The sequence below is a fragment of the Piscinibacterium candidicorallinum genome (assembly GCF_047549485.1).
Taxonomy (GTDB): Bacteria; Pseudomonadota; Gammaproteobacteria; order Burkholderiales; family Burkholderiaceae_C; genus Piscinibacterium; species Piscinibacterium candidicorallinum.
Genome location: NZ_CP180191.1, coordinates 3,798,117 through 3,822,613, shown reverse-complemented (window position 1 = coordinate 3,822,613; position 24,497 = coordinate 3,798,117). Strand labels below are relative to the sequence as shown.

At 66.3% G+C, this 24,497-nt stretch carries 24 protein-coding genes; 21 read left to right on the top strand and 3 right to left on the bottom strand.

Features of this window, described 5'->3' with window-relative positions:
- Positions 1 to 22: 22 nt before the first annotated feature.
- The 3 genes from ACMDW7_RS17320 to ACMDW7_RS17310 all read left to right on the top strand — a co-directional run bounded on the left by ACMDW7_RS17320 (position 23) and on the right by ACMDW7_RS17310 (position 3,010).
- The gene (locus ACMDW7_RS17320) at positions 23 to 832 is read left to right on the top strand and encodes a phosphate/phosphite/phosphonate ABC transporter substrate-binding protein (protein WP_377304693.1); all 810 of its coding nucleotides are present in this window, start codon (positions 23 to 25) and stop codon (positions 830 to 832) included.
- A gap of 358 nt (positions 833 to 1,190) precedes the next feature.
- Positions 1,191 to 1,952 carry a TSUP family transporter gene (locus tag ACMDW7_RS17315; protein ID WP_377305058.1) on the top strand — a complete coding sequence of 254 codons (762 nt, stop codon included), beginning with the start codon at positions 1,191 to 1,193 and terminating at the stop codon, positions 1,950 to 1,952.
- 245 nt (positions 1,953 to 2,197) lie between these two features.
- On the top strand, positions 2,198 to 3,010 hold the full coding sequence (locus tag ACMDW7_RS17310) for a hypothetical protein (protein ID WP_377304691.1): 813 nt from the start codon (positions 2,198 to 2,200) through the stop codon (positions 3,008 to 3,010).
- Positions 3,011 to 3,135: 125 nt separating this feature from the next.
- Here ACMDW7_RS17310 and ACMDW7_RS17305 read toward each other — a convergent pair whose 3' ends face one another.
- Positions 3,136 to 4,959: a S8 family serine peptidase gene (locus ACMDW7_RS17305; RefSeq protein ID WP_377304690.1), complete on the bottom strand. Its 1,824-nt coding sequence runs from the start codon at positions 4,957 to 4,959 to the stop codon at positions 3,136 to 3,138.
- Between the two features lie 297 nt (positions 4,960 to 5,256).
- On the opposite strand from ACMDW7_RS17305, the gene mnmG reads away from it, so the two are divergent.
- The 17 genes from mnmG to otnI all read left to right on the top strand — a co-directional run bounded on the left by mnmG (position 5,257) and on the right by otnI (position 20,588).
- Positions 5,257 to 7,194 (top strand): tRNA uridine-5-carboxymethylaminomethyl(34) synthesis enzyme MnmG, encoded by a 1,938-nt coding sequence (gene mnmG, locus ACMDW7_RS17300; protein WP_377304688.1) that lies wholly within the window; start codon positions 5,257 to 5,259, stop codon positions 7,192 to 7,194.
- Positions 7,195 to 7,468: 274 nt separating this feature from the next.
- A complete protein-coding gene (gene rsmG, locus ACMDW7_RS17295) occupies positions 7,469 to 8,146 on the top strand; it encodes a 16S rRNA (guanine(527)-N(7))-methyltransferase RsmG (protein WP_377304686.1) in 678 nt (225 codons plus the stop codon).
- A gap of 86 nt (positions 8,147 to 8,232) precedes the next feature.
- The gene (leuE, locus tag ACMDW7_RS17290; protein ID WP_377304684.1) at positions 8,233 to 8,853 is read left to right on the top strand and encodes a leucine efflux protein LeuE; all 621 of its coding nucleotides are present in this window, start codon (positions 8,233 to 8,235) and stop codon (positions 8,851 to 8,853) included.
- 31 nt (positions 8,854 to 8,884) lie between these two features.
- Entirely contained in the window at positions 8,885 to 9,679 is a 795-nt protein-coding gene (locus tag ACMDW7_RS17285) for a ParA family protein (protein ID WP_377305056.1), read from the top strand.
- On the top strand, positions 9,676 to 10,248 hold the full coding sequence (locus ACMDW7_RS17280; protein WP_377304682.1) for an RBBP9/YdeN family alpha/beta hydrolase: 573 nt from the start codon (positions 9,676 to 9,678) through the stop codon (positions 10,246 to 10,248). The genes ACMDW7_RS17285 and ACMDW7_RS17280 overlap by 4 nt, the downstream gene beginning before the upstream one ends.
- A gap of 25 nt (positions 10,249 to 10,273) precedes the next feature.
- Complete coding sequence (locus ACMDW7_RS17275; RefSeq protein ID WP_377304680.1) at positions 10,274 to 11,179, top strand: GNAT family N-acetyltransferase; 906 nt, start codon at positions 10,274 to 10,276, stop codon at positions 11,177 to 11,179.
- A 153-nt stretch (positions 11,180 to 11,332) separates the two neighbouring features.
- On the top strand, positions 11,333 to 12,211 hold the full coding sequence (locus tag ACMDW7_RS17270; RefSeq protein ID WP_377304678.1) for a ParB/RepB/Spo0J family partition protein: 879 nt from the start codon (positions 11,333 to 11,335) through the stop codon (positions 12,209 to 12,211).
- Between the two features lie 259 nt (positions 12,212 to 12,470).
- The gene (locus tag ACMDW7_RS17265) at positions 12,471 to 12,827 is read left to right on the top strand and encodes a hypothetical protein (protein ID WP_377304677.1); all 357 of its coding nucleotides are present in this window, start codon (positions 12,471 to 12,473) and stop codon (positions 12,825 to 12,827) included.
- Between the two features lie 4 nt (positions 12,828 to 12,831).
- The gene (gene atpB, locus ACMDW7_RS17260; protein ID WP_377304675.1) at positions 12,832 to 13,677 is read left to right on the top strand and encodes a F0F1 ATP synthase subunit A; all 846 of its coding nucleotides are present in this window, start codon (positions 12,832 to 12,834) and stop codon (positions 13,675 to 13,677) included.
- A 71-nt stretch (positions 13,678 to 13,748) separates the two neighbouring features.
- Positions 13,749 to 13,988, top strand: a complete 240-nt coding sequence (gene atpE / locus ACMDW7_RS17255) for a F0F1 ATP synthase subunit C (protein ID WP_054124546.1) — start codon at positions 13,749 to 13,751, stop codon at positions 13,986 to 13,988.
- Between the two features lie 102 nt (positions 13,989 to 14,090).
- Positions 14,091 to 14,561, top strand: coding sequence for a F0F1 ATP synthase subunit B (locus ACMDW7_RS17250; protein WP_377304673.1), 471 nt, complete (start codon positions 14,091 to 14,093; stop codon positions 14,559 to 14,561).
- Positions 14,562 to 14,572: 11 nt separating this feature from the next.
- Positions 14,573 to 15,106: a F0F1 ATP synthase subunit delta gene (locus tag ACMDW7_RS17245; protein ID WP_377304671.1), complete on the top strand. Its 534-nt coding sequence runs from the start codon at positions 14,573 to 14,575 to the stop codon at positions 15,104 to 15,106.
- Positions 15,107 to 15,150: 44 nt separating this feature from the next.
- Complete coding sequence (gene atpA / locus ACMDW7_RS17240; RefSeq protein WP_377304669.1) at positions 15,151 to 16,695, top strand: F0F1 ATP synthase subunit alpha; 1,545 nt, start codon at positions 15,151 to 15,153, stop codon at positions 16,693 to 16,695.
- Positions 16,696 to 16,733: 38 nt separating this feature from the next.
- A complete protein-coding gene (gene atpG, locus ACMDW7_RS17235; protein WP_377304667.1) occupies positions 16,734 to 17,615 on the top strand; it encodes a F0F1 ATP synthase subunit gamma in 882 nt (293 codons plus the stop codon).
- Between the two features lie 55 nt (positions 17,616 to 17,670).
- Entirely contained in the window at positions 17,671 to 19,071 is a 1,401-nt protein-coding gene (gene atpD / locus ACMDW7_RS17230; RefSeq protein ID WP_054124551.1) for a F0F1 ATP synthase subunit beta, read from the top strand.
- A gap of 101 nt (positions 19,072 to 19,172) precedes the next feature.
- Complete coding sequence (locus ACMDW7_RS17225; RefSeq protein ID WP_054124552.1) at positions 19,173 to 19,592, top strand: F0F1 ATP synthase subunit epsilon; 420 nt, start codon at positions 19,173 to 19,175, stop codon at positions 19,590 to 19,592.
- A 180-nt stretch (positions 19,593 to 19,772) separates the two neighbouring features.
- A complete protein-coding gene (gene otnI, locus ACMDW7_RS17220; protein ID WP_377305055.1) occupies positions 19,773 to 20,588 on the top strand; it encodes a 2-oxo-tetronate isomerase in 816 nt (271 codons plus the stop codon).
- A gap of 210 nt (positions 20,589 to 20,798) precedes the next feature.
- Here the strand turns inward: otnI and ACMDW7_RS17215 are convergent, their stop codons facing one another.
- Positions 20,799 to 21,359, bottom strand: coding sequence for a hemerythrin domain-containing protein (locus ACMDW7_RS17215; protein ID WP_377304664.1), 561 nt, complete (start codon positions 21,357 to 21,359; stop codon positions 20,799 to 20,801).
- A 321-nt stretch (positions 21,360 to 21,680) separates the two neighbouring features.
- On the opposite strand from ACMDW7_RS17215, the gene ACMDW7_RS17210 reads away from it, so the two are divergent.
- Entirely contained in the window at positions 21,681 to 22,175 is a 495-nt protein-coding gene (locus tag ACMDW7_RS17210; protein ID WP_377304663.1) for a DUF1801 domain-containing protein, read from the top strand.
- Positions 22,176 to 22,182: 7 nt separating this feature from the next.
- On the opposite strand, the gene ACMDW7_RS17205 is transcribed toward ACMDW7_RS17210, so the two are convergent.
- Positions 22,183 to 24,363 carry a S9 family peptidase gene (locus ACMDW7_RS17205; RefSeq protein ID WP_377304661.1) on the bottom strand — a complete coding sequence of 727 codons (2,181 nt, stop codon included), beginning with the start codon at positions 24,361 to 24,363 and terminating at the stop codon, positions 22,183 to 22,185.
- Positions 24,364 to 24,497: the final 134 nt, after the last annotated feature.

Sequence of the window (24,497 nt, the reverse complement as noted above, 5' to 3'; positions counted from 1 at the left end):
ACAACGAAAAGCCGCGCCCGACATGGCTGCCTCCCTCCTTGCCCGCACGGCCGTGCTGGGCGCATTTCTTTTTGCTGCTCTCGTTGGCGCCGCGCAGGCGCAGCAGCGCACCACCATGGCCATCGTCTACACCGTGGGCGACACCGCCGGGTTGGTGGGTGTGGCCGAGAACTTTGCACCCGTCACGGATGCGCTGTCGCGCCGGCTGGGCAGTCCCGTCAATGTGAGCACGGTGTCGCCGACCAATGCCAAGGGCGTGATCGAGAGCGGCAAGGTCGATCTGCTCTTGCTCCTCACCAGCGATGCCTGGCGCGCGCAGAACGAGCATGGCTGGCGCATCGTCGCGCTGTCCTCGGACACCAGCGGCAACATCGTGCAGATGGCCGCGCGCAAGGGCGTGAACATCAAGAGCCCGAGTGATCTCAAGGGTCTGCGCGTGGCTACCAGCGGCACCTTCAATCTGGACGTGACCAGCAACGTGCTCAAGAGCCGCGGCGTGGTGCGCCAGGTGCGCGAGCTGCGCGATGCCAAGGATGCCGATGCGCTGCCCTACTTCATCCAGAACGGCTTCACCGACGTGGTCGCCACGCGCGATGAAAACACCATCAAGGCCCTGGCTGCCGCCGGCGCGCAGGTCTTCTTCAAGACCGACGTGATTCCGGTCTACGCCGTGATCGCCAGCCCGTCGCTGTCGCTGGAGCGCCTGGAGGCCGTGCGCAACGCCCTGACCGGCACGCGCCTGCCGTCCGAGTTCACCGCCAAGACCCGCATCCGCGCCTTCCAGCCCCTCAATGCCGACCATTCCGTGGCGCTGGCGCTATTTGATGACTGAGGCGCGCGGTTCGTCTTCAATGATTCATTGAAAAGCGCGGTGATTCAGCCGCGCTTTTTTACTTCGAATTGAAGATCTCTGTAGGCCGGTTTCCGCATGTGATGTGCGGATCTCCGGCCGTTTTGGGGCTTGGTTTCAGGCGCTGCATCTCACGCCGAGGATGCACGCCGTGCAGTGGCTGGCTTGCCGCGCGCGCCGGTCGGATGCGGGCGCGGCTGAATGCAGAATCGGCATGAGCGCAATCGCTGCCGATCCGCCAGACTCGCGGCTGCGGCCACGTGCGCCGACGGCAAGAACGCCGACAACAAGAACGCCGACAGGCAAACGCGGGCAGGGTGGGGCATTGGGCAATTTGGAGCTGTGGCAGATCGCACTGCTGGCGGTGGCGGCCTTCGGGGCGGGCTTCATCGACGCGGTGGTAGGCGGCGGCGGGCTGGTGCAGGTGCCGGCGCTGTTCTCGGTGCTGCCCAATGCGCCGGCGGCCACGCTGTTTGGTACCAACAAGCTGGCGGGTATCTGGGGCACGGCCTGGGCCGCGCTGCGCTATGCGCGAAGCGTGCCGATGGCCTGGCGCCCGGCGCTGGCGGGCGCAGCGGCGGCGCTGGTCTTCAGCTTCGTGGGCGCCTGGGGTGTGACCGTGCTGCCCAGCGAGTTTTTGCGCAAGCTGCTGCCCTGGGTGCTGGGCGCGGTCTGGATCTACACGCTCCTGAAGCACGATCTGGGCAGCACGCACGCGCCGCGCCACAGCGAGCGCGCGCAGATCATCTGGGCCATCGTGCTGGGTGCGGTGCTTGGCGCCTACGACGGCTTCTTCGGCCCCGGCACGGGCAGTTTTCTGGTCTTCGCCTTTGTGCGGGTGCTGGGCTATGACTTCCTGCGTGCGTCCGCCTCGGCCAAGGTGATCAACGTGGCCTGCAACCTCGGCGCGCTGGCCCTGTTTCTGCCCGGCGGCCATGTGTTCTGGTTGCTGGGTCTGATGATGGCGGTGTGCAACCTGACGGGCTCGCAATTTGGCAGCCGCATGGCGATCGCCAAGGGCAGCGGCTTCGTGCGCTGGATGTTCATCTTCGTGGTGGGCGCGCTGATCCTGCGCACCACCTGGGACGCCTACCTGCGCTGAGTGGCAGCGCACCTGGCCCGCGCCGCGCGAGTGAGTTCACATTCTCTGACTTGCGGGCGCGGTGCGCGTGCCACGCCGGGGCGATTTTCTGTGGCCGGCAGGGCGGAATCCGTGCACAATTGTTGACCAATCTGCACAGCATCGCGACGGCCCGCGGCCGGGCGTGCTATGACGAAGAAGTTGTTAGCAAAGCAAAGACGCCCGACGCAGACCGGGCGCGGCACAAAGGGTAAGGAAGGCCTTCCATGCAGTTCGATACCTTGTTGGAGCGCACCGATGCGGGCATCTCGGAGATCTACAACAAGTCCAACCGGCTGACCCAGAGCGAGCGTGTGGTGCTGCTGATGATCGATGGCCGGGCCGACGTGGCCGCGCTCATCGAGAAGATGCCCAGCCTGTCGATGCCGCGCGTGTTCATGGCGATCCGTCGCCTCGGTGAGCTCGGCCTGATCAGCGAGCGCATCATGTCGCCCACCGCCGATGTGCCCGCGGTGGAGATCGACGACGACATCCGCCAGCAGTTCCTGCAGCAGACCGCGGACGACCCGATCACCATCATCCGCGCGCCGACCGAGGGCAACGAAGGCCCCACCACCATCCCGCCCGGCCAGTTCGACAAGATGGTCCGGCAGACCACCCTGCCCATGACGCCGGCGCAGGAGCAGCTCAACGCGCTCATGGCCGCCAAGGCGCAGGGTGCGGCGGCCGCGAGCACCGAACTGACGCCGGCCGCCACGCAGGTCATCGATGTGGCCAAGCAGCAGGAGACCATCCGCACCCAGGCCGCACGCCTGATTGCCGAGGGTGATCCGAATGTCGAAGTCGTCGAGGCCAAGAGCCACGACCGGGATCCGCTGGAAACCGTCGGCCCCACCACGGTGGGTGCCTTCGCCACGACCGGCGCGATTCCCAAGCCCCTGCCGCCAGCAGCCTCCCGCACGCAGTCTGTGCCGGTGCGCAAGAAACGCAAGCCCAAGGGCACGCCCTGGTACGTCTACGCCGTCATGCTGTTTGGCGTGCTGCTGATCGGTCTCGCCACGATGCAGGCCATGCGCTAGGGGTCTGAGACCGCGCGCGGCGCTGTTTCACGTGAAACATGGGCTTCGGGCCGGGGGAGACCCCGGCCCGAAAGCTTTTGGGCGCATGCATCATGAGGCGGGCGTGTGCCCGCCCCAACGAGCACTTACAGCTTGATGCCCACCAACTCCGCGCTGCGGCGCGGGTTCACCAGATTGACCTTGCCGCGCCGCTCGGCGCCCTTGAGGATGGCGTCCTTGACCTGCGCCACCGTCAGCTCCGGTTTGAGCGCGATCAGCTTGGCGGCCAGGTTGGCCACCTGCGGGCTGGCCATGCTGGTGCCGCTGAACTTCACGCGATCGCCGCCGGGCAGGAAGCTGTCCACCTCGAAGCCGTTGGCGTGCACTACCACTGTCTTGCCGAAGGTGGAGAAGCTGGTCTCCTCGCCGGCCTTGTCCACGGCGCCGACCGTGATCAGGTTGGGCAGCTCAAAGCCGGCCGGGATGTACTCGGCAAAGTCGGCGCTGTTGTCCTCGTTGCCGGAGCCGGCCACGAACAGGATGTCCGGCGCAGATGCGATGGCGGCGCGCAGGGCGTCCCGCTCGATGGCGAAGAGCTTGCGGGCAATCTGCTTGCGTTCCTCGGCATCCTTGCCGATGTTGTGCCAGGCCAGCGCGCCCTCATACACGCTGGCGCCATAGCGCCAGCTCATGTTGACCACGCGCACGCCATTGGCCTTGAAGGCCGCCACTGCATCCGTGTAGGCTTGGGCGGTGCGGCGTGACTGCTCCTCGCTGGGCTTGAGCGGCTCGGACTTCACGCTCCAGAGCATGCTGGCGGCAAAGACCCGAGCAAACGGATTGCCGTCCACCGCAATGCCCGCCACGTGGGTGCCATGCGTGTAGAGGCTGACCAGTGCCATGTCTTCCTGGAAGCTCTTGGATTGCTCGGCCTTCAGGCCGGCCACGGTCTGCTTGAGCTTGCGGGCGTCTTCGGTATCCAGCGCGGCGCGCAGGTCCATGCTGCCCTTGACCAGCTGCTTGAGCTGCGGCCAGCGAGGCTCGGCCTCGCCGAGGGGGCGCAGCAGGGCCTTGCTCGGGCGGGAGAATTCGTCAAACGCGACGCCGCGGCCGGGCAGGGTCTTGAACAGGCTCAGGTCCACGCCCGAGTCCCAGATGGCCACACCGACTTCCTTGGCCTTGGCGTTGGCCGGGATGGCGAAGGTGCGCGGCGTCCAGAGGTCCAGCTTGGCGGCCACCTGGGTGTTGCGGTCGATCACCGACTGGAGGCCGGCAATGACAGCGGCGCGGATCGGAACGATCTGTTCTTCCTGCAGGCGGGCACCGACGATGGCGCCGATCACGCCTTCGGGCACATCCAAGTTCATGTTGCGCGCCATGACATCGACCTGCTGCTCGAAGCTGCCCTTCACCAGCGCCGGGTTCAGCAGCTCAAGCTGGCCCTTGAAGCCGCGCACGCTGTCGGCCACGTCCTGCCAGTTCAGGGCGCCGTAGCGGCGCGCCACTTCGGCCTGCACCCAGGCCGCGTCGCGATTGCCGGCAGCGCGGTCGGCCAGGATGCCGGCCATCACGCCCGTGGTCGCGCGCGGACCCGGCTTGTCCTGCAGGGCGCGCAGCTTCTCGACCAGCGGGGGCAGGGCGGCCCAGTCGCCGCGGAACTGGGCCAGGCTCAGCAGGGTGCTGTAGTAGGCGCGCAGGGTGGCGGCGTCCTTGATGTCGAACTTGTCGAGGTCTGCCTTGGCATTGGCCTCCAGGTTGGCGGCCAGGACCAGGACTTCGGCTTTCGGTGCGGTCAGGTAGTAGCTGGGCAGCTTGTCGAGCTTGACCGTGCGACGCGGCAGTTGCTCGGCGCTGGTGATGACTTGCTTGCCCGCGCTGCCCGGCGCGGTCTGGGCGTGTACTGCAGGCAGGGCGCTCAAGCTGAGGGCGGCACAGAGCGCCAGGGCGAGCGGGGAGAGGACAGGTTTCAAGACGAGCTCCTTCAGGGTGTTGTGTTCCTGTGAGGCGCAGTGTGCGCGACGAAGGCGGCGGCATGCATCGATCTGCGGCGAACTGCGGATTCCGTGGCATCGGTGGGCGGCTTGGCCGGGTCGGGCGTGTTCCACGTGAAACAGCAGCGGCGCACCGCCCGGCCAGACTCCCGCCTGTTCCACGTGAAACAGCCGGCGAGACAGACTCCTAGGCGCAAATCGGCCCGCGTCCTTAAAATTCAGGGTTTGCTGATCAGGCCGCCGTATTCATGCAGGCGCGCTCAGTCGAGGACCCTCATGCTGTATCCCGTGGAATTTGATGTGATCGTGGTCGGCGGCGGCCATGCCGGCACGGAGGCCGCGCTGGCTGCTGCGCGCATGGGCGCCAAGACGCTCCTGCTCACGCACAGCATCGAAACCCTGGGCCAGATGAGCTGCAATCCGTCGATTGGCGGCATCGGCAAGGGGCATCTGGTCAAGGAGATCGACGCGCTGGGCGGCGCCATGGCGATTGCCACCGACGAAGCCGGCATCCAGTTCCGCATCCTGAACAGCTCCAAGGGCCCGGCCGTGCGCGCCACCCGCGCCCAGGGCGACCGCGTGCTGTATCGGAAAGCGGTGCGCTCACGGCTTGAAAACCAGCCCAATCTCACGCTGTTTCAAGGCGCTGTTGATGACCTCATGGTCGAAAACGGCCGCGTCGCCGGCGCGATTACGCAGATCGGCATCCGCTTTCGCAGCCGTGCCGTGGTGCTCACGGCAGGTACCTTCCTCGACGGCAAGATCCACGTCGGCCTGCAAAACCATACCGGCGGCCGGGCGGGCGATCCCGCAGCGGTCACGCTGTCGGCGCGGCTCAAGGAGCTGAAGTTGCCGCAGGGACGCCTGAAGACCGGCACCCCGCCGCGCATCGACGGCCGGACCATCGACTTTGCCAAGTGCACCGAGCAACCCGGCGACGGCATGCCCGGCGCGGACAACCCGGTCATGCCGGTGTTCAGCTTCATGGGCACGGCCGCCATGCACCCGCAGCAGCTGCCCTGCTGGATCACGCACACGACAGAGAGCACGCACGAGATCATCCGCGGCGGCCTGGACCGCAGCCCCATGTACACCGGCGTGATCGAGGGCGTAGGCCCGCGCTACTGCCCGAGCATCGAAGACAAGATCCACCGCTTTGCCGAGAAGGCCAGCCACCAGGTCTTCCTTGAGCCCGAGGGCCTCACGACGCACGAGTTCTACCCGAATGGCATCTCCACCAGCCTGCCGTTCGATGTGCAGCTCGATCTCGTGCACAGCATCCCGGGTCTGGAGAATGCGCACATCCTGCGCCCCGGCTACGCGATCGAGTATGACTACTTCGACCCCCGCGCCTTGAAGGCGAGCCTGGAGACCAAGGCCATCGACGGCCTGTTCTTCGCCGGCCAGATCAACGGCACCACGGGTTACGAGGAAGCCGCGGCCCAGGGCCTGCTTGCCGGCATCAATGCGGCCCTGCAGGTGCGCGGCGAGGCCGCCTGGTGCCCGCGGCGCGACGAAGCCTATCTGGGCGTGCTGGTCGATGACCTCATCACCCGTGGCGTGACCGAGCCCTACCGCATGTTCACCAGCCGTGCCGAATACCGCCTGTCCCTGCGTGAAGACAACGCCGATGCTCGGTTGACCGAAATCGGCCGCAAGCTGGGCTGTGTGGACGACGCCCGCTGGGATGCCTTCAACCGCAAGCGCGACGCCGTCGCCGCCGAGACCGAGCGCTTGAAGGGCACCTGGGTGCACCCGGGCATCATCGACCCCGCCTCCGCCGAGGCGGTGCTCGGCCAGCCGATCGAGCGCGAATACACCCTGGCCGACCTGCTCAAGCGCCCCGGTGTGGACTACCCGAGATTGTTCGAATTGCGGGACAAGACCGGTGGACAACTGTGTGGACAAGCCGTGGACAACGCGGTCGTGGCCGAGCAGGTCGAGATCGGCATCAAATACGCCGGCTACATCGCGCGGCAGGCCGAGGAAGTGGCCAAGGCCAGCCACTACGAGAGCACCCGCCTGCCTGTGGATATCGATTACACGCAGGTCCGCGGCCTGTCCAAGGAAATCCAGCAAAAGCTCAACACCCACCGCCCCGAAACGGTGGGCCAGGCGGGTCGCATTTCCGGCGTGACCCCGGCGGCTATCTCGCTGCTGATGGTGCATCTCAAGCGCATCAACCAGGCGGCGGGGGCGAGCAAGGCGGCGTGAATCCCTGACGCTCCATGCATCTTCTTTGATACATTTTCGGCCATCTGATTTTCTGGCCGAGATAGGCTGGAGATGTCCGACCAACAAGCGATAAGTGCTTGTTGGCTCGGATGAAATCAGTCACTTTCAGCCGTTATATCTAAGACGTCCGCATCGGGGGTCGCCCCGCAAGCGCAAGACTGGGCATCCCGATCGCCGCGAACTGCGTGACCCGCGCTGTCACAATCGCGGCTCTTGCCGCCTGCTTCGCAGAATCCGCTCGCCGCCTGACGCCATGCCCAAGGACGCCGCTCCCACCATGCCCCACACCGCCGCGCTGATCGCCGCCATCGAACACGGCGCTGCCGAGCTGCGCTGCGGCCTGCCCGAAGGTGGCGCGGAGAAGCTGGCGCGCTACGTGGAGCTGCTGGCCAAGTGGAACAGCAAAATCAACCTCACGGCCATCCGCGATCCGGCCGAGATGGTCACGCACCACATTCTGGACAGCCTGGCGGTGGTGCCGGAGTTCGCCCGGTTCACGCAGGGGCAGGGCGTGCGCGTGGCCGACATCGGCACCGGCGCGGGCCTGCCGGGCATCGTGCTGGCCGTGGCGCTGCCGCAGCTGCACGTGACCTGCATCGACGCGGTGGAGAAGAAGATCAGCTTCGTGCAACAGGCCATCGGCACGCTGGGCCTCGCGAATGCCCGCGCGATCGCAGGGCGCGTAGAACAGCACCGGGAGATCTACGACATCGTCACTTGCCGGGCCTTTGCCTCGCTCTCCGAGATCGTGCAGCTCACGGGCCATCTGGTCGCGCCCGGTGGCTGCATTCTGGCCATGAAGGGCCCGCGTCTGGAGGCGGAGGCCGCGGTGCTGCCCGCGGGCTGGTCCTTCCTCGGTGCTGTGGATCTGCGCGTGCCGGGCCTGGCGGAGACGCGCAATCTGGCGCTGCTGCGGCGCGCGGCGGACTGAGCTGCCCGCGCGGGCAGGGCGGCCCGGGTGCGGGGTGCGGCGGTGCGAAACTCGGTCACTTCTTCTGACGCACTGGCTGGACGCTCATGCCCGCACTCGCCATCACCGACCTCTGGGCCTTTGTGATTGCCGTGATCGTGTTCCTCGCGATCCCCGGTCCGGGCACCTTTGCGCTACTCACGGGCACGAGCAAGGGCGGCGTGCGCGGCGGCTATGCCACGCTGGCCGGGCTGGTACTGGGCGATCAGGTGCTGATGTGGCTGGCAGTGGCCGGCGTGGCGGCCCTGCTCAAGGCGCACCCAGCGGTGTTTCATGCGGTGCAGTACGCGGGTGCGGCGTATCTGGTGTGGATCGGCATCGGGTTGCTGCGCGCCAAGGAGGGCGCCGGGACGGGTTTTATCCCGATGCAGCCGGGGCACTGGTTCCGGCAGGGTTTCCTGATCACGGTCCTCAACCCCAAGGCCATCGTGTTCTACATGGCCTTCTTCCCGCTGTTCATCGACCCGGCGCGCGATCCCGGGCTGGCCACCTTTGCTGTGATGGCCCTGCTGATCGCCTTCATCACGCTCCTGTACTGCACGGGGATCATTTTCATCGGCGATGCGCTGGCCCGGCGATTGCGAGACAATTCACGTTTTGGCAACTGGATGCAGCGCGCCGCCGGGGTCTTCCTGATCGGCTTTGGCATCCGGCTGGGCACGCAGTAGGGCCGCGGGGGCGGCCGCATCACGACGGACTCTGATGAAAATCTTTTGTGTCGCCAACCAGAAGGGTGGCGTGGGCAAGACCACCACGGCGGTGAACCTGGCCGCAGGGCTGGCGCAGATCGGCCAGCGCGTGCTCCTGGTGGATCTGGACCCCCAGGGCAATGCCACCATGGGTTCGGGCGTGGCCAAGCAGTCGCTCAAGACCACGGTCTATCACGTGCTGATCGGCTCGACCACGGTGGCGCAGGCCCGCATCAAGACCGAGGCCGGCTACGACGTGCTGCCCGCCAACCGCGAGCTGGCCGGCGCCGAGGTGGAACTGGTGGAGCTCGATGACCGCGAGCGCCGCATGAAAAGCGCGCTGGCCACGGTGGCGGCCGACTACGACTTCATCCTGATCGACTGCCCGCCCAGCCTGTCGATGCTCACGCTCAATGCGCTCGTGAGTGCGCATGGCGTCATCATTCCCATGCAGTGCGAATACTTCGCGCTCGAAGGCCTGACGGATCTGGTCAACACCATCAAGCGCGTGACCGGCGCCTTCAACAAGGAGCTCACCATCATCGGCCTCTTGCGCGTGATGTTCGACCCCCGCATGACCCTGGCCCAGCAGGTCAGCAGTCAGCTCGAGAAGCACTTTGCCGACAAGGTCTTCCGCACGATCATCCCGCGCAACGTGCGCCTGGCCGAGGCACCGAGCTACGGCCAGCCCGGCGTGGTCTTCGACCCCGCCTCCAAGGGCGCCCAGGCCTACGTGGGCTTTGCCGAGGAGCTGGTCTCGCGCATGGCCTCGGTGGATGGTGTCGGCACCCGGGTGGCGGCATGAACGGGGCGCCAGCGAGTACGCAGGTGCTCTTGCTGCCCGGATGGGAGAACAGCGGGCCGCGCCACTGGCAAAGCCGCTGGGAGTTTCTGTACAACTACCCGCGTGTGGGCGGTGCGGCTGCGGGCTTTGACGAGCAGAGCTATTGGTTCGCCCCCAGGCTGATTGACTGGATCACCGCGCTGGAAAGCGCTGTGGCGCAAGCTGCCGCGCCGGTGGTGCTGGTGGCCCACAGCCTGGCCTGTCATCAGGTGGCGCACTGGGCGCGGCAGACGGCGCATGCGGGCAAGGTTCGCGGAGCACTGCTCGTTGCTCCGCCGGATATCGAGATGCCGCGCTGGGACCAGGCGCCCTTTGTGAGCTTCCGGCCGATTCCGCGCCAGCGCCTGCCCTTTGCCAGCATCGTGCTGGCCGCCACGAACGACCCCTTCGGCAGCCAGATCCGCGCGCGTGACATGGCGGCGGACTGGGGCAGCCAGTTCATCGGTGTGGGGTTGATGGGCCACATCAACAGCGACAGCGGCCTGGGCGACTGGGCGCAGGGCCACGAACTGCTGGCGCAGTTCAAGTAGCGCCTCCAGCTCGCCCGTGCGCCCTGTGAGCGACACCGACTCCGCACTGCTGGCTGGCTGGAGCAAGCCCGCCGCCCAGGACGACCCCTCGGCGCTGCCCGCCAGCATTCCAGCCGCACTGCGCAGCGAAGCGGGCGTGCTCGCCTTCACCATCGAGCAGGCCAGCCTGAACAGCAGTCAGCCGGCCGAGCAGGCCTTTCACGACGGCTGGCTGCTGCGCTTCTCGCCAGGCAAGGCCAAGCGGGCGCGCAGCGTGCAGCCGCTGATGGCCGGCGCGCTGCCGCTGGAGGACAAGATCAGCCATGTGCGCCGCTTCTACGAGGCGCGCGGGCTGACGCCGATCATCCGCATCACGCCGATGGTGCAGCCGGCACACCTCGACGACACGCTCGCCGCACTGGGCTGGCGCGCCTTCGAGGACTGCCGCGTGATGCAGCGCACGCTCGACCCGCGCCTGCCGGTCTTTGACGAGGCCGAGGCCGCGTCGCGCGGCCTGAAGCTGGTGGAGATGAACGTCGCGGAGTTCACGCGCCTGATCGGCGGCTGGCGCGGTTCCTCGGCCACCGCCATGGCAGCCCATGCTGCACGCCTCAACGCGCAGCCCTTTGCGAGCCACATGCTCGCCCTGTTCGACGGACATGGCCCGGCCGCGGTCGGGCAGTTTGTGCTCGAGGCCGAGGGTGCCGGGCCGACGGTCGGTGGCGTCGTGGGGGTGTTCGACATCTTCACCGCCGCCGAGGTGCGCGGCCAGGGCCACGCCCGGCGCCTGACCGCCGCGCTGCTCGACCATGCCACCCTGGCCGGTGCGCGCCGCGCCTACCTGCAGGTGGACGCGCATAATGTCGCCGCGCGCGCCGTCTACTCGGCTCTCGGGTTCACCGACCTGTACGCCTACTGGTACCGCGCACCGGGCGCGATTCTTCAGCCATAAATGCCTGAAGAGGCGCATCCAGCAAGCCCCTGAAACACAAGATCAAGGATTCATGCGCTTCTTCAGGCCAAAATGCCTGAAAACCCGCATGGGACAAGCGGAAAGCCTTCCTGCAGCGCGGTCAGGCACCGCAGAATTGCAAAGACCACGATGGTGAAACGACCCAAAGGCCTGGGCCGCGGCCTGGACGCCCTGCTCGCCGGCAACGACGAAGCTGCCCCGCCCGCCAAGGACACGACCGGCACCCTGCGTGTCGAACAGCTCGAGCCCGGCAAGTACCAGCCGCGCACGCGCATGGACGAGACGGCGCTGGCCGAGCTGGCGGACAGCATTCGTGCGCAGGGCCTCATGCAGCCGATCCTGGTTCGCAGCGTCGGCGCGGAGCGCTTTGAAATCATCGCCGGCGAACGCCGCTGGCGCGCCTCGCAGCTCGCGGGCCTTGCCGAGGTGCCCGTGCTGATCCGCGATGTGCCCGACGAAAACGCCGCGGCCATGGCGCTTATCGAGAACATCCAGCGCGAGGACCTCAACGCGCTGGAAGAAGCGCAGGGCGTGCAGCGGCTCATCAACGAGTTCGGCCTCACGCACGAGCAGGCCGCCGGCGCCATCGGCCGCAGCCGCAGCGCCACCTCCAACCTGCTGCGTCTGCTCAATCTGGCCAAGCCGGTGCAGACCATGCTGCTGGCCGGCGACCTCGACATGGGCCATGCCCGCGCCCTGCTGGCGGTGGACGCCGCCACCCAGATCACCCTGGCCAACCAGATCGCCGCCCGCCGCCTGAGCGTGCGCGAGGCCGAGAAGCTGGTGGCCAAAGTCGGCGCCGAGTTCACGCTCAAGGCCAGCCAGGCCCCCAAGAAGAAGGCCGAGGACCGCGACACCCTGCGCCTGGCCGAGCAGCTCTCCGAAGCGCTGGGCACCAGCGTCACCATCAAGCCTGGCAAGAAGGGCGCCGGCAGCCTGGTGATCGACTACCACTCCCTCGAAGCCCTGCAGGGCGTCGTCGAGCGCCTGCTGCCCGACGAGGGTCGCTGAGCATTGCGGCGGCGCGCGACACGCCGCCGCAAGCTGCCCAGACTTGGTGCAAATCACTAGTTTGGACCCGGCGCGTGCTTTGACGCGGTGCGTCAAATCCAACTACACTCCAAAAGTTTTGTGGATCGCATGAATTTGGGAAATTCATCGATCCAAATTCTGGGATCGATCGACGTCGAATCCGCGTTTTCAGGGCCAAAACGGCCGAAAAAACCGGGCTAGGCAGTCCGTGAGTGCCGCAAGGCCAGAAATTCTCGCCATGTGGACGACCGGACATCGGCAGCTGATCTTCACCGTGATTGCCGAATGGCTCGGCGCGATCGTCGTGGGTCTGGTTTGCCTGCCGTTTGGCGTGATGGCCGGGGTGTCCGGGTTTCTCGGTGCTGCGGCCTACGCGACTCCCAGTTCGATCCTGGCCTTGCGCCTGCTCCTGACCGGGCAATCGCAGGGCGCAAACCCAGTGTCGTTGCTCTTGGGCATCCTGCTGCGCATCGCAGGGGCCGTGGCGATCCTCGGTTTGGTGGTTGCGTACGTATCTCCCATCGTCTGGCCGGCCCTGCTGGTTGGTCTGATCGTCGCAGTCCACGTTCCCCTATTTGCCCTTCTGATCCGATAAGAACATGGCCGCTGGTAACGCCGCACCGACACCGTCCGAGTACATCGTTCATCACCTCGGCCACCTCAACAGTTCCGGGCAACCGCAGAAGGTGATCGTCGATTTCTCGATCATCAACTACGACACCCTGTTCTGGTCGATCCTGATGGGTTTGATCGCCTGCTTCCTGATGTGGAGCGTGGCGCGCAAGGCGACCTCCGGCCCACCTGGCCGCATGCAGGCCCTGGTCGAGATGCTCGTGGATATGGTCGAGGACCAGTCCAAGTCGATCGTCAATGGCGACCGCCGCTTCGTCGCACCCCTGGCACTGCTGCTGTTCGTCTGGATCGTGTTGATGAACAGCCTCGACCTGATCCCCGTCGATCTGGCCAAGGCCGTGATCAAGTTCGTGGGGCTGGGCGACGTGATTCACTATCACCGCATCCTGCCCACCGCCGACCTCAACGCCACCCTGGGCATGTCGCTCGGTGTGCTGCTGCTGATGTTCTATTACGGCATCAAGATCCACAAGCCGGGCGGCTTCATCGCCCAGCTGTTCACGGCCCCTTTCCATGCGCATGGCTTCATGGCCATCGTGATGGCGCCGGTGAACCTGCTGCTCAATGTCATCGAGTACCTCGCCAAGGCCGTGTCGCTGGGCATGCGACTGTTCGGCAACATGTTCGCAGGCGAGCTGCTGTTCATGCTGATCGCGCTGCTGGGCGCCTCCGGTGTCTGGTGGGCCATGGGCCTGCACCTGATGGCTGGCGCCATGTGGGCGATCTTCCACATCCTGATCGTTGTGTTGCAGGCCTTCATCTTCATGATGCTGACCCTCGTGTACATCGGCCAGGCGCACGACGGCCACTGATCGACACGCTCAGATCCGTACTTTCTCTCGTTTTTCCAACTCGCTACTTCTCTAGACCTTAAGGAGCAATCATGACCAACGTAGCATTTGTTGCCCTGGCCTGCGGCCTGATCATCGGCCTGGGTGCCATCGGTGCCTGTATCGGCATCGCCATCATGGGTGGCAAGTACCTCGAAGCTTCGGCTCGCCAGCCTGAGCTCATGAACACGCTGCAGACCAAGATGTTCCTGCTGGCCGGCCTGATCGACGCCGCCTTCCTGATCGGCGTCGGTATCGCGATGCTGTTCGCCTTCGCGAACCCCTTCGTCTGATCGATCCACGCCCCTGGTAGCGAGTTCGAGGGGCGCTGCTGACAGCGCCCCTTTTCAACCTACCTCGTTTCGCAGTCCCCGCTTCACTCAGGACACAAGGCCGTGAATCTCAACGCCACACTCTTCATGCAGGTGCTGGTCTTCTTCGTCTTGGCGTGGTTTGTCGCCAAGTTCGTGTGGCCGCCCATGCGTACGGCGCTCGACGAGCGTCGTCAAAAAGTCGCCGACGGTCTGGCTGCAGCCGACCGCGCGCGCATCGAGCTGGCCGATGCCAACAAGCGCATCGAAGCCGACCTCGCCAAGTCCCGCAATGAAAACCAGGCCCGTCTGGCCGACGCTGAAAAGCGCGCCGCACAGCTGATCGACGAAGCCCGCAAGGCGGCCGAAGCCGAGAAGGCCCGCATCCTGGCCCAGGCCAAGGAAGAGGCTGCTCAGGAGATGGTTCGCGCCAAGGACGCCCTGCGCGACCAGGTTGCCGCCCTCGTGGTGGCCGGCGCCGAGCAGATCCTCAAGCGCGAAGTCGACGCCAAGGCCCACGCCGAGCTGCTCGCCGGCCTGAAGGCCAAGCTCTAAGGACCGACACCATGGCGGAACTCTCGACCATCGCACGCCCCTACGCCGAAGCCCTCTTCGGCGCAGCCAAGGGTGCAGACCTGAACGCCGTGCTTGCCGAGGTGGATGCACTGGCCGTGGCAGCGCAGTTGCCTGAAGTTGCGCAGCTGGCCATCAATCCGCAGGTGGGCGACACCCAGCTCGCCGATGTGCTGTCTGCAGCCGTCAAGGGCGGTCTGTCGGCCGTCGGCAAGCAGTTCGTGGCCACGGTCGTGGCCAACGGCCGCGTGGCTGCGCTGCCCGCGATCGCGCGTCAGTTCCGCCATCTGAAGAACGCATCGGAAGGCAATGCCGATGCGCTGATCGAGAGCGCCTTTGCCCTGGAGTCCGCACAGGTCCAGGAGCTCGTGGTTGCCCTCGAGAAGAAGTTCGCCGTCAAGCTCAAGCCGCAAGTGTCCGTGAACCCCGCGTTGATCGGTGGTGTGTGCGTGACGGTGGGCGACCAGGTGCTTGATTCATCGGTGCGCGCGCAGCTCGACCAGATGCGCGTTGCCCTGGCTGCCTGATCATCTGATCGCGGCCCGCAAAGAATTCGATACGGAGTCAGAACATGAACCTCAACCCGTCTGAAATCAGCGAACTGCTGAAGGCGAAGATCCAGGGCGTCGGCGCCTCGGCCGACATCCGCAACCAGGGCACCGTGGTCTCCGTGACCGACGGTATCTGCCGCATCCACGGCCTGTCTGACGTGATGCAGGGCGAAATGCTGGAGTTCGAAGGCGGCGTGTTCGGCCTGGCCCTGAACCTCGAGCGTGACTCCGTGGGCGCCGTGATCCTGGGCGACTACAAGGGCATCTCCGAAGGCCAGACCGTCAAGACCACCGGCCGCATTCTGGATGTGCCCGTCGGCCCCGAGCTGATCGGCCGCGTCGTGAACTCGCTGGGCGAGCCGATCGACGGCAAGGGCCCGATCAACGCCAAGGAACGTGACGTGATCGAGAAGGTTGCCCCGGGCGTGATCTACCGCAAGTCGGTGGACCAGCCGGTGCAGACCGGTCTGAAGTCGATCGACGCCATGGTGCCCGTGGGCCGCGGCCAGCGCGAGCTGATCATCGGTGACCGCCAGACCGGCAAGACCGCCGTGGCGACCGACACGATCATCAACCAGAAGGGCAAGGACCTCATCTGCATCTACGTCGCCGTGGGTCAGAAGGCCTCCACCATCGCCAACGTGGTGCGTAAGCTCACCGAATACGGCGCGATGGAGTACACCATCGTCGTGGCTGCCGCGGCATCGGACTCCGCCGCCATGCAGTTCATCGCCCCCTACTCGGGTTGCACGATGGGCGAATACTTCCGTGACCGCGGTCAAGATGCCCTGATCATCTATGACGATCTGTCCAAGCAGGCCGTCGCCTACCGCCAGATCTCGCTGCTGCTGCGCCGCCCGCCGGGCCGCGAAGCCTACCCCGGCGACGTGTTCTACCTGCACAGCCGCCTGCTCGAGCGCGCCGCCCGCGTGAACGAAGAGTATGTCGAGAAGTTCACCAACGGCGCCGTGAAGGGCAAGACCGGCTCGCTGACCGCGCTGCCCGTGATCGAAACGCAGGCCGGTGACGTGTCCGCCTTCGTGCCCACCAACGTGATCTCGATCACCGACGGCCAGATCTTCCTGGAAACCGACCTGTTCAACGCCGGTATCCGCCCCGCCATCAACGCCGGTATCTCCGTGAGCCGCGTGGGTGGTGCCGCCCAGACCAAGATCATGAAGCGCAAGGACACCGGCGCCGGCGTGCGTCTGGCCCTCGCCCAGTACCGCGAACTCGCCGCGTTCGCGCAGTTCGCCTCCGATCTGGACGAAGCCACCCGCAAGCAGCTCGAGCGCGGCAAGATGGTGACCGAGCTCATGAAGCAGGCCCAGTACTCCCCGATGGAAGTCTGGGAGATGGCCACCACGCTGTTCGCCGTGAACAACAACTACATGGACGACGTGGACGTGAAGAAGGCCCTGGCCTTCGAAAAGGCCCTGCTGTCGCACCTGAAGACCAAGCACGCCGACCTCGTCTCGCGCATGAACGGCGGCAAGCTGTCCGACGACGACGAGAAGGCCCTGCACGCCGCCGTGGCGGAGTTCAAGAAGACCGGCGCCTACTAAACCCCGGACTTCGACAGCTCTAGACCAAGGAGCCAGCAATGGCAGGTTCAAAAGAAATTCGCGTCAAGATCAAGAGCGTGCAGAGCACGCGCAAGATCACCAAGGCGATGGAAATGGTGGCCGCATCCAAGATGCGGCGCGCCCAGGAGCGCATGCGCTCTGCCCGCCCGTACGCAGACAAGGTGCGCAACATCGCTGCGCACATGGCCGAGGCCAACCCCGAGTACAAGCACCCGTTCATGGAAAAGCGCGCTGACATCAAGCGCGCCGGCGTGATTGTGGTGACGACCGACAAGGGGCTGTGCGGCGGCCTGAACACCAACATCCTGCGTGCGCTCACGACCAAGTACAAGGCCCTCCAGGCCGACAAGGTGGACGTCAAGTTCACCGCCATCGGCAACAAGGGCCTGGGCTTCCTGAACCGCATCAGCGCGAATGTGGTCAGCCAGTCGGTGCAGCTGGGCGACAAGCCCCAGCTCGAGAAGCTGATCGGTGCAATCAAGGTCCAGCTCGATGCCTTCGAGAAGGGTGAGCTCGATGTGGTCTACGTGGCCTACACCAAGTTCATCAACACGATGAAGCAGGAGCCCGTGATCGAGCAGCTGCTGCCGCTGACGAGCGATCGTCTGCAGCAGACCGATGCCGAGAAGCAGGCCTACAGCTGGGACTACCTCTACGAGCCCGATGCCAAGACCGTGGTGGACGAGCTGCTCGTGCGCTATGTCGAGGCCCTGGTCTACCAGGCCGTGGCCGAGAACATGGCGAGCGAACAGTCCGCGCGCATGGTGGCCATGAAGGCCGCCAGCGACAACGCCAAGAAGGTCATCGGTGACCTGCAGCTGGTCTACAACAAGACCCGCCAGGCCGGCATCACCAAGGAACTGTCAGAAATCGTGGGCGGCGCCGCCGCCGTGGCCTGATCCGCAGTTGCCTGATTCAGCGCTACGAATACAGAAATAGAGCAAAGGAAAGACCATGAGCCAAGGTCAAATCGTTCAGTGCATCGGTGCGGTGGTGGACATCCAGTTCCCGCGTGACAAGATGCCCAAGGTGTATGACGCCCTCGTGCTGGAAGACGCCGGCAGCAGCCTGGCCGAGAAGGGCCTGACCTTCGAAGTCCAGCAGCAGCTGGGCGACGGCGTGGTGCGCACCATCGCCCTGGGCTCGTCCGACGGCCTCCGCCGCGGCATGCCCGTGAAGAACACCGGCGAAGGCATCAAGGTGCCCGTGGGAGCCGGCACGCTCGGCCGCATCATGGACGTGCTGGGTCGCCCGATCGACGAAGCCGGCCCGATCGCCGGTGAAGACCGCCGCGCCATCCACCAGGCAGCGCCCAAGTTTGACGAGCTGTCTCCCTCCGTGGACCTGCTCGAGACCGGCATCAAGGTGATCGACCTGATCTGCCCGTTCGCCAAGGGCGGCAAGGTGGGTCTGTTCGGTGGCGCCGGTGTGGGCAAGACCGTGAACATGATGGAACTCATCAACAACATCGCCAAGCAGCACAGCGGTCTGTCGGTGTTTGCCGGCGTGGGCGAGCGTACCCGTGAGGGCAACGACTTCTACCACGAGATGAAGGACTCCAACGTGCTCGACAAGGTGGCCATGGTGTTCGGCCAGATGAACGAGCCGCCGGGCAACCGCCTGCGCGTGGCACTGACCGGCCTGACCATGGCCGAGAAGTTCCGTGACGAAGGCCGTGACATCCTCTTCTTCGTCGACAACATCTACCGCTACACCCTGGCCGGCACCGAAGTGTCCGCGCTGCTGGGTCGTATGCCGTCCGCTGTGGGCTACCAGCCCACCCTGGCCGAGGAAATGGGCGTGCTGCAGGAGCGCATCACCTCCACCAAGACCGGCTCGATCACCTCCATCCAGGCCGTGTACGTGCCTGCCGATGACTTGACCGATCCCTCGCCCGCCACGACCTTCCAGCACCTGGACGCCACCGTCGTGTTGAGCCGTGACATCGCCTCGCTGGGCATCTACCCCGCCGTGGACCCGCTGGACTCCACCAGCCGCCAGATCGACCCGAACGTGATCGGCGAAGAGCACTACAGCACCACGCGTGCCGTGCAGGCCACCCTGCAGCGCTACAAGGAACTGCGCGACATCATCGCCATTCTCGGCATGGACGAACTGTCGCCGGAAGACAAGCTGGCCGTGGCCCGCGCCCGCAAGATCCAGCGCTTCCTGTCGCAGCCCTTCCACGTCGCTGAAGTGTTCACCGGCAGCCCGGGCAAGTACGTGCCGCTGAAGGAAACCATCCGCGGCTTCAAGATGATCGTGAACGGTGAGTGCGACCACCTGCCCGAGCAGGCCTTCTACATGGTCGGCACCATCGACGAGGCCTTCGAAAAGGCCAAGACGATGCAGTAAGCAGGCGCCTGCAGCCCGGGGCCCGGCACCGTCGTGCCGTGCCCGGGGCCGCAAGACCCGCTTGTTAAACCGTGTCCGCCCAAGGCCCAGGAAAGAACAGCATGAGCACCATCCACGTCGACGTCGTCAGCGCTGAAGAGCAGATCTTCAGTGGCGAAGCGACATTTGTCGCGCTGCCCGGCGAAGCGGGCGAGCTGGGCATCTATCCCAAGCACACCCCGCTGATCACACGCATCAAGCCGGGTGCCGTGCGCATCACCCGCGCAGACAGCAAGGCCGAGGAGTTTGTCTTCGTGGCCGGCGGCATTCTTGAAGTCCAGCCCGATGTGGTGACGGTTCTGGCCGACACCGCCATCCGCGGCAAGGACCTCGACGAAGCCAAGGCCAGCGACGCCATCAAGCGCGCCGAAGAAGCCAAGGCCGCCGCCAAGGACAAGGCCGAGCTCGCCGTCGTTGAGGGCGAACTCGCCATGCTCGCCGCGCAGCTCGCGGCCATCCGCAAGCTGCGCAACCGCAGCTGAGTACGCCGCAGCGGCAAGCACCGCGTAAATACAAAGGGCAGCGATTTCGCTGCCCTTTGTATTTGGCGGGCGGCGATCGGGTTGTCGATGAGGGCATGCACGAGCGCTGCACGGGCGTCGCCGCCAATCATCACGGACTCGACTATGGTCCATGCAGTCACTCCGCTTGCCCCGCTGCCGATGCCCCGCTTTGCCGCCAATCTCTCGCTGATGTTCACAGAGCGCCCGTTCCTCGAGCGCTTTGCCGCCGCGCAGGCCGCGGGGTTCGCCGCGGTGGAGTTCCAGTTCGGCTACGAGTACGGACTCGCGCAAGTGCGCAACGAACTCGATGCCAGCGGGCTGCGTCTGGTACTGCTCAACGCACCCGCTGGCGACTGGGCAGCAGGCGAGCGCGGGCTGGCGGCGCTGCCCGGGCGGCAGGCGGCATTCCGCGCCGGCCTGGATGTGGCGCTGGACTGGGCCGCGGCGCTTGGCGACGCGCAGGGCAGTGCGCAGGGCGGGGCGAACGGCCATCCGCTCGTGCATGTGATGGCCGGCTGCCCCGGCGCAGACGTGAGCTTCGCCAGCGCGCAGGCTGTCTATCAGGACAACCTCGCCCACGCAGCGCGGCAGGCCGAGGCGCGCGGTGTCACGCTCACGATCGAGCCCATCAACACGCGCGACATGCCCGGCTACTTCCTCACGCACCAGGCGCAGGCCCATGTGCTGGTGGAACAGATCGGCAGCGCCAACCTGAAGGTGCAGATGGATCTGTATCACTGCCAGATCATGGAAGGTGATCTGACGCAGCGCCTGCGCGAGTGGGTGCCCACCGGGCGCGTGGGGCATGTGCAGGTGGCCGGCGTGCCCGCGCGCCAGGAGCCCGACGAGGGCGAACTCAACCTAGGCCACCTCATGCGCGAGCTCGATGGCTTGGGCTACAGCGGCTGGGTGGGCGCCGAGTACCGGCCGCGTGGCCGCACGGAAGACGGGCTGGGCTGGATGATACGGTTCTGATCAGTCATAATCGGCCGCTCTTTTGGGAGAACCCAAATCAACTAGAAATCCGCTCTAAACTTGCGGAAACAGGCATATTGCTATCAAAGAATAGCTGAATATCGGCCAATTTTTGTTCGACGAGGCGCCACGCCCCCAGCGCAACGTCAGTGCATGGGCAGCCGCGGAGCCCCAGCCATACCGCGCGCAGAGTGCGCCGCGGCCGAGGCTTCAGGCCTGCAGGACGGGCTGGGGCCGGGGGTGCCGTGCGGCGGACAGCGGATGGAAGGCTGCGCTGCCCTCATTGAGCACGCGCTGCGCCCAGCGCACCAGCGTGCGGTCTTCCAGCGCGAGATGCGCGCGGTAGTCGGTACAGAAGGCGTGCACGCGGGCGCGGTCGTCCGTCGAGCCCGCGCCGCGCGAGAGCGCCTGCATGGACTGCCGCGCTGCCGGCCAGCCAAAGTCCAGCAGGTGGTGCTCGTGCGCGATCTGCGTCAGTGCGGACTCCAGCTCCGCCGCCCAGCTCGCGCCGCTGGCCGCGCTGCGCAGCAGCGGCGCGAGCAGCGCGTCTTCCTCGTGGTGATGACGCTGCGCCTGCACATCGAAGTAGCGCCACAGCGAGGCCAGATCTGCGTCGGCCCCATGGCGCGTGCCGGCCACCGCTGTGTCATCGAGCAGGCGCTCGGTGCGATCCAGAAACAGGGCGAGGTAACGATGGCAGTGCGTGATGCGCGCCAGCAGCGCGCGTGCGCCATCCAGGTCGAGCTCCAGGGGGCGGTGCAGGGCGTCCATGGGGATCTCCTCGCGGTCTGTCCTCGGCGTCGCGCGACCGTCTCCCGAGGCGCACGAGCCTGTAGCGTCATCTGGACCCGCCGCGCATTGCCCGCGTCGCCGGGTCATTCGACTATATGTAAGCCCCGCGCGCGCATCCAGCCCCGGACACAGTGCGACGCAAGTATTTCTATGCTGCAGCGCATGAAGCGATCGATTGCGTGATCGATATGCACGCGCGCGGCGCAGAGCGCGTGCGGCCGGCGCCTATGCGCGAGGCTTGCGATGTACATCAACAGGGCGCAACCTCTGGCGCGTGACCCGCCCAAACCCGGAGGCACCATGGCCACCCGCACTACCAAGACCAGCGGCAGCGCTGCTGCAAAACGCACCAAAGCCGACACCACCACGAGCACCGCCAAGACCCAAGCCACCACCGCATCGGTGGACGACTTCATCGCCGCCGTGGCCGATGACACGCGCCGCGCGGACTGCGTCACGGTGCGAGCGCTGATGGAGAAGGCGACCGGCGAGAAGGCCGTCATGTGGGGCAGCGCCATCGTGGGCTTCGGCGCCTACCGCTACGAGTACGCCAGCGGGCGCACCGGCGACTGGCCGATCATCGCGTTCTCGCCGCGCAAGAACGACCTCACGCTCTACATCATGCCGGGCACCGAGGCCTTCCCCGCGCTCATGGACAAGCTCGGCAAGTACAAGACCGGCAAGAGCTGCCTGTACCTCAAGACGTTGGCCGATGTCGACGCCAAGGTGCTCAAGGCGCTGATCGATGCCGCGGTCAAGGCCATGGCGCCCAAGCGGGTTCGCCCGTCGAACTGATCGGGGATCAGCGCTTGGCCGGCAGCGCGCCCAGGGCCTCCTTCACGCCGGGCAGCACGTCCGCGCCCACCGGGATGGTGATGCTGGAGCCTTCAAAGTCGCCGCCAATGGGCTCCACCCGCCCGCCGAGGCAGCGGCCCAGGAAGACCTCGGTCACGGCGTTGAAGCTGGTGTTGTTCTGCGGCCGGGCAAAGCCGTGGCCTTCGTCCGGGTAGAGCACGTAGGTGACCGGGATCTTGCGCGCCTGCATGGCCTTGACGATCTGGTCGCTCTCGGCCTGCTTCACGCGCGGGTCATTCGCGCCCTGGCCGATCAGCAGCGGCCGCTCGATCCTGTCCACGTAGGTCAGCGGCGAGCGCTCGGCCAGCAGCGCGCGGCCCTCGGGCGTGTCGGGGTCGCCCACGCGCTGCGCAAACATCTGGCGCAGCGTGGTCCAGTAGGGCGGGATGGAATTGAGCAGGGTGTTGAGGTTGCTCGGGCCGACGATGGACACGCCACATGCAAAGTCCTTGGGCGTCATCGTCACGCCGGCCAGCGCGGCATAGCCGCCGTAGCTGCCGCCGAGGATGGCGACCCGATCGCGCTGCGCAATGCCCTGCTGCGCCGCCCAATTCACGGCGTCCAGCAGGTCGTCGTGCATCTTGCGGCCCCATTGGCGGTCGCCGGCGTTGACGAAGTTCTTGCCAAAGCCGGTACTGCCGCGGAAGTTGACGGACAGCACGGCGTAGCCGCGGTTGGCCAGCCACTGGTGGTAGCTGTTGTAGCCGAAGTAGTCGCGCGCCCAGGGGCCTCCGTGCACCATCAGCACCATGGGCACCGCTCGGTTGGGCTTGCCGTCCCCGTCGGGGTCCGCGATCCGCGGCAGGGTCACGTAGCTGGGCAGGGTCAGGCCGTCGCGCGCCTTGATCTCCACGGGCCACATGGGCTGCAGCGGCAGGCCGGTGAGGGCAGGGCGCGTGTCAAACCAGAGCGTGGAGCGGCCGCTCGAGCGGTCGTACAGATAGAACTTCACCGACTCGTTGCTCTTGCTCACGCGCACGATCCAGGTCTTGTCGTCGCGCGTGCGGCTGGTGACCGAAAACTCGCCATCGCCGGCCAGCGCATCCAGTCGCTCGATGTCCTGCTTGACTGCGGGATCGAGCGCGCGCCAGCGCTCCTGCAGGTAGTTGGTCGACGCCGCCTGGACCACGCCGGTCACCGGGTGCAGCAGGGTGTTGTCGAGGTCTGCGCGGGCGTCCTCGATCAGCAGGCTGCGCTGGCGCGTCTGCAGGTTGATGGCGAACAGTGCGGAGGTATCGCGCCCACGGCTGTCGCGCAGGTACAGGGTGTTGCCGTCCGCCGAGATGCTCAGCGGTTCGGTGGTCAGGGCCTCGGCGCCCGGAACGCGACCCAGCAGGGCCGAGGGGCGCAGCGGGGCGTTGGGCGCGCTGCCAGCGCGCTCGAACCACTGCGTACCGCCGTCGGGCGTGGGTTTGCTGGCAAAGCGCACGCGCAGCTGCCGGTCCGCGATGAAGCTGCCGTATTCGCTGTTGCGCAGCACTGTCGTACGCCTGCCCGTGGCGAGATCGATCCGCACGACGTCAAAGAACTTCGGGTCGCGCTCATTGAGCGTCACCAGCACCTCGCCGGGGACACGATCGCTGAGGCCCAGCAGCTCGGTGCGCGCGCCCTTGGGCGTGAGCGCGCGCGAGGCGCCGGTCGCCAGATCGGCGGCAAACAGCTGGAAGTTCTCGTCGCCGCCCTCGTCCTGCGGATAGAGCAGGTGCTTGCCGTCAAAGGCGAAGCTGAAATCCCGCACGCCGCGGCGCCGGTCATTCGTCATGGGCTTGGCTTCGGTCGGCTTGTCGGCGGGCGCCACCCACACATTGAGCACGCCGTCCCGCGGCGCGATGAAGCCCAGCCACTTGCCATCCGGGCTGATGCTGCCGTTGGCACGTTCCGGATTGCCGAAGATCACGTAGCGTGGAATGAGCTGCGGGCCTTGCGCCACGGTCACGATGGGTGCGGGCGTGGGCTGCGCGGCGGGCTTGGCGTCGCTCTGTGCGCCACGCAGCGGCCCCGTGCCACCGCAGGCCGCCAGGGCGAGGGCGCCGAGCATCAGCAAGCCGATGCGCGCTGGCCGAGGGGCCGTGGCGTCTTGAGCGGCAGACGGGGCAGGGGGTGCAGGGGTGCGCGCTGTGAGCAGCATGGGTGGGCTCCTGGAGGGTGCAGGGGGTGCAACCCGATCAGCCGAGCTTAAGGTGCATCTTCACCGGCGCCAATGCGCGCTGATGCGGAAAGGATGGTGGGCGGCAATCTGCTGATCTGGTAGTCAAAATTGGC

What these genes read in the sequence shown, in the direction of transcription:
- ACMDW7_RS17320 (WP_377304693.1), top strand. Translation starts at nt 23, where the DNA reads ATGGCTGCCTCCCTCCTTGCCCGCACGGCCGTGCTGGGCGCATTTCTT.
- ACMDW7_RS17310 (WP_377304691.1), top strand. Translation starts at nt 2,198, where the DNA reads ATGCAGTTCGATACCTTGTTGGAGCGCACCGATGCGGGCATCTCGGAG.
- mnmG (WP_377304688.1), top strand. Translation starts at nt 5,257, where the DNA reads ATGCTGTATCCCGTGGAATTTGATGTGATCGTGGTCGGCGGCGGCCAT.
- rsmG (WP_377304686.1), top strand. Translation starts at nt 7,469, where the DNA reads ATGCCCAAGGACGCCGCTCCCACCATGCCCCACACCGCCGCGCTGATC.
- leuE (WP_377304684.1), top strand. Translation starts at nt 8,233, where the DNA reads ATGCCCGCACTCGCCATCACCGACCTCTGGGCCTTTGTGATTGCCGTG.
- ACMDW7_RS17280 (WP_377304682.1), top strand. Translation starts at nt 9,676, where the DNA reads ATGAACGGGGCGCCAGCGAGTACGCAGGTGCTCTTGCTGCCCGGATGG.
- ACMDW7_RS17265 (WP_377304677.1), top strand. Translation starts at nt 12,471, where the DNA reads ATGTGGACGACCGGACATCGGCAGCTGATCTTCACCGTGATTGCCGAA.
- atpB (WP_377304675.1), top strand. Translation starts at nt 12,832, where the DNA reads ATGGCCGCTGGTAACGCCGCACCGACACCGTCCGAGTACATCGTTCAT.
- atpE (WP_054124546.1), top strand. Translation starts at nt 13,749, where the DNA reads ATGACCAACGTAGCATTTGTTGCCCTGGCCTGCGGCCTGATCATCGGC.
- ACMDW7_RS17245 (WP_377304671.1), top strand. Translation starts at nt 14,573, where the DNA reads ATGGCGGAACTCTCGACCATCGCACGCCCCTACGCCGAAGCCCTCTTC.
- atpA (WP_377304669.1), top strand. Translation starts at nt 15,151, where the DNA reads ATGAACCTCAACCCGTCTGAAATCAGCGAACTGCTGAAGGCGAAGATC.
- atpG (WP_377304667.1), top strand. Translation starts at nt 16,734, where the DNA reads ATGGCAGGTTCAAAAGAAATTCGCGTCAAGATCAAGAGCGTGCAGAGC.
- atpD (WP_054124551.1), top strand. Translation starts at nt 17,671, where the DNA reads ATGAGCCAAGGTCAAATCGTTCAGTGCATCGGTGCGGTGGTGGACATC.
- ACMDW7_RS17225 (WP_054124552.1), top strand. Translation starts at nt 19,173, where the DNA reads ATGAGCACCATCCACGTCGACGTCGTCAGCGCTGAAGAGCAGATCTTC.
- otnI (WP_377305055.1), top strand. Translation starts at nt 19,773, where the DNA reads ATGCCCCGCTTTGCCGCCAATCTCTCGCTGATGTTCACAGAGCGCCCG.
- ACMDW7_RS17215 (WP_377304664.1), bottom strand. Translation starts at nt 21,359, where the DNA reads ATGGACGCCCTGCACCGCCCCCTGGAGCTCGACCTGGATGGCGCACGC.
- ACMDW7_RS17210 (WP_377304663.1), top strand. Translation starts at nt 21,681, where the DNA reads ATGGCCACCCGCACTACCAAGACCAGCGGCAGCGCTGCTGCAAAACGC.
- ACMDW7_RS17205 (WP_377304661.1), bottom strand. Translation starts at nt 24,363, where the DNA reads ATGCTGCTCACAGCGCGCACCCCTGCACCCCCTGCCCCGTCTGCCGCT.